The organism is Dethiosulfatibacter sp., assembly GCF_983023055.1.
On the sequence record NZ_CEZJXU010000269.1, the window covers coordinates 1 to 3,517 of the forward strand.

Below are 3,517 nucleotides of genomic sequence, written 5' to 3' on the forward strand. Positions count from 1 at the left end.
AGCCTTTTGAATCTTCTTTATTATTTCCCAATAATAATCAATGGATTCTTTGGTCAGAATAACCTGGAAGGCAAGGTATACAATTCGAAGAAAATAGAAGCTGCCAAAATAGCTCCAGTAGCCGTGCTTATTATTCTCATGACATTGACAGGACTATTTTCAAGTACCATACTTGAAATAATTTCGTCAAGTTTTATTTAGGAGGTATTGATGAAACTATTAATCTTGACACCAATAATCTTTCCCATATTAAGTGGGATTTATATTAGATTTTCAGACGAAAAAAAGATAAACAGGACTCTCATATCATCAGCATTTATTAATTTATTTTTGACTTTAATCTGTGTATTTTTAATTCATGATGAAAAGCTTACTATCCTAAAATTCAATGAGATCATTAATCTATATTTTCTGCCTGATGTTTTGGGTAAAATATTTGCAGTGCTAGTTTCAACACTATGGATATTTACAACCTTTTATTCCATAGATTATATGAGCCATGAAAAAAATCTTAGAAGCTATTCTATGTTTTTTATGATGACACAGGGAATCACACTTTCCATAGCATTTTCTGGTAATTTAATCACCCTTTATCTTTTTTACGAGCTTCTAACACTAGTAACCTTCCCACTGGTTATTCAAACTGGTACCGACAAGGCATTGCAAATAGGAAAGAAATATCTTATCTATTCTTTTGTTGGAGCAACTTTTGTTCTCTTCGGACTGATACTTCTGTATAGTCAGCTTGGAACTCTTGATTTCAAACCTGGTGGAATAGTTGGAAATCTTGAAAACATAGACAACAACTACTACCTCATGGTATACCTATTGCTATTCCTGGGACTTGGTGTAAAAGCTGCACTTGTTCCTTTTCATTCATGGCTTCCTGCTGCGATGGTAGCACCAACTCCAGTTAGTGCACTTCTTCATGCCGTTGCAGTTGTAAAGTCGGGAATATTCTCACTTATGAGAATGACCTATTATGTACTTGGCTGGGAGCTTATTGAAAAGATAGGAGGAAACAAATACACTCTTATACTGGTGCTTGTTTCAATATTGATGGGATCATTTCTTGCAATGAGCCGAAAAAACCTTAAGAAGAGACTGGCTTATTCAACCATCAGTCAGCTTGGATATATAATGCTTGGTCTTGTAGTATTTGATAAGAGTTCATTTACAGGAGGCATACTTCACATGATCTTCCATGCAACAACTAAGATAACACTATTCTTCTGTGTAGGAGCCATTATGCATTACGAACATAAAACAGAGCTTGATGAAATAGAGGGCATAGGAAAAAGAATGCCTATAACAATGACTTGTTTTACAATTTCATCAATCTGTCTTATAGGAATTCCACCTATGAATGGGTTTGTAAGCAAGTGGTACCTTGCTATTGGAGGTTTGGAAACAGGTAATTTCGTCGTACCTATAATGCTGCTACTTAGTGCACTTTTGACTGCTGGATATCTAATACCAATAGTCAGTACAGCCTTTTTTAGAGGTGCACCATCAACAGAAGTTGAAATAAAAGAGCCAGGCAATTTCATGCTTGTTCCAATAGTAATTCTAACCGCAATCAATGTAATAGTAGGAATTATGCCTAATTTGCTGATAAATATCATAGACCAGGCTTCAAAATTATTGTTTTAAAGGAGATATTCATGGAAAAACTCTTGCTTTTTATACTACTATTTCCATTTATTGGAAGCGTAGTTACATATGTTCTAGGCAATAGGAACAACAACATAAGAAATTTTTTAAATACAATAATAACCTTGATAAACCTGGTTGTCATAATATATATGTATCCTACTGTAATCGAGTCCCCGATTGAGTATAGTATTCCTTATATTATGGGTACAGGTCTTCATCTCAAGCTTGATATATTCAGATACATGTTCGTTTTCATTACAGCCTTCGTATGGTTCATTATCAATGTTTATTCAAGCCAGTATCTAATCAACTATATACATAGAAATAGATACTACTTTTTCTTCATGGTAACCTATGCAAGCACTATAGGAATATTCATTTCAGAAAATCTGGTTAACCTATTCACGTTTTTCGAAATCATGTCCTTTGCTTCGTATCCTCTAATCATTCATGATGAAAACGAGGAAGCCCACAAGGCCGGAGCTACATACATGGCCATGGCTGTAGCAGGAGGATTGATACTTCTTATGGGTATATTTGTACTTTATTCCTATACGAATTCATTGGACATTGACTATATAGGAGAAGTACTGCCTACCATAGGAGCTATGAAATATCTTATTAGTGCACTTATGATAATAGGCTTTGGTGTCAAGGCTGGTATGGTTCCACTTCACATATGGCTGCCAAAGGCCCATCCTGCAGCACCTACTCCTGCAAGCGCCGTGCTTTCAGGTATACTTGTAAAGACAGGTATTTTTGGAATTATAATCACTAGCGTATTCCTTATGGACGGAGACATATATATTTCCTATGCACTGATTTTTTCAGGTCTTCTCAACATGTCCATTGGAGGATATTTAGCACTGTTCCAGATAAACATAAAGAAAACACTGGCATACAGCTCAATGAGTCAACTTGGCTATATAATTCTTGGAGTAGGCCTTATGGGAGCAATGGGAGAACACAATACCCTTGCAGTTTTCGGCACCCTCTTCCATATATTCAACCATGCAATCTTCAAGGTAATGCTTTTCATGGGTGTAGGAATAATCTATATGATTACACACAAACTTAATATCAACGAAATATACGGTTTTGGATCATTCAAACCAATGCTTAAGCTCACTTTTTTCATAGGCTTCTGTGCAATAATCGGCCTACCTGGATTCAATGGTTTCACAAGCAAGACAATAATCCATCATGCACTTGCTGAAGCACTCCAACATACAAACCCAGTTCTTGCATATGGAGGAGAATTCATTTTTTATCTCAGTAGTGCCTTTACAACGGCATATCTTCTAAAGCTATACATAGCACTGTTTGTTGAAAACAATAGCAGATATTATGCATCCTACAGTAGATATATAAATAAAAGAGCCATGTTTCCAATGGTTATATCAGCTGCACTTATTATTATAATAGGTATAAAGCCTGGAATATTTTTTACCTATTTTGGCGATATATACAAGGTTTTCGGAATTCACATGGAGGAAATGGAACACTTCCACTACTTTACATTTGGAAATATACTTTCATCTATAATAACAATAGGATTAGGTATATTAATATACACCCAGTTTGTTCTTAAAAAGCTGGTTGTACCTGTGGAAGGAAGGAAAAGACCGGATTTTTTCAATCCTGCAACGGAATGGTTTTCAATCGAGAACAATGTGTATGTGCCGGTTCTAACTGTTACATATAAGATATTTAATACTATCCTGAAAGGAATAGATGATATTCTCCTATACTCCGTAAAGGGCATAGGAAAGACGGCCAAATATTTGTCAAATATTGAATTCATGGAGGAGAATCCTCCAATGAAGAGACTTGAGATAATGCTTTCTTCTCTTAGAAGCAA

The 3,517-nt window shown here is 35.4% G+C and carries 2 protein-coding genes and 1 pseudogene; all 3 read left to right on the forward strand.

The genetic code is table 11. The features are described 5' to 3' along the window. Positions 1-201, forward strand: a pseudogene (locus AC3AX0_RS09385) (complex I subunit 5 family protein); the annotation flags it as partial. 9 nt (positions 202-210) lie between these two features. Beyond that, positions 211-1,653: a proton-conducting transporter transmembrane domain-containing protein gene (locus tag AC3AX0_RS09390; protein WP_487550034.1), complete on the forward strand. Its 1,443-nt coding sequence runs from the start codon at positions 211-213 to the stop codon at positions 1,651-1,653. Between the two features lie 11 nt (positions 1,654-1,664). Further along, the coding region (locus AC3AX0_RS09395) for a complex I subunit 5 family protein (RefSeq protein WP_487550035.1) at positions 1,665-3,517 on the forward strand (1,853 nt) is incomplete at its 3' end.

What these genes read in the sequence shown, in the direction of transcription:
- AC3AX0_RS09390 (WP_487550034.1), top strand. Translation starts at nt 211, where the DNA reads ATGAAACTATTAATCTTGACACCAATAATCTTTCCCATATTAAGTGGG.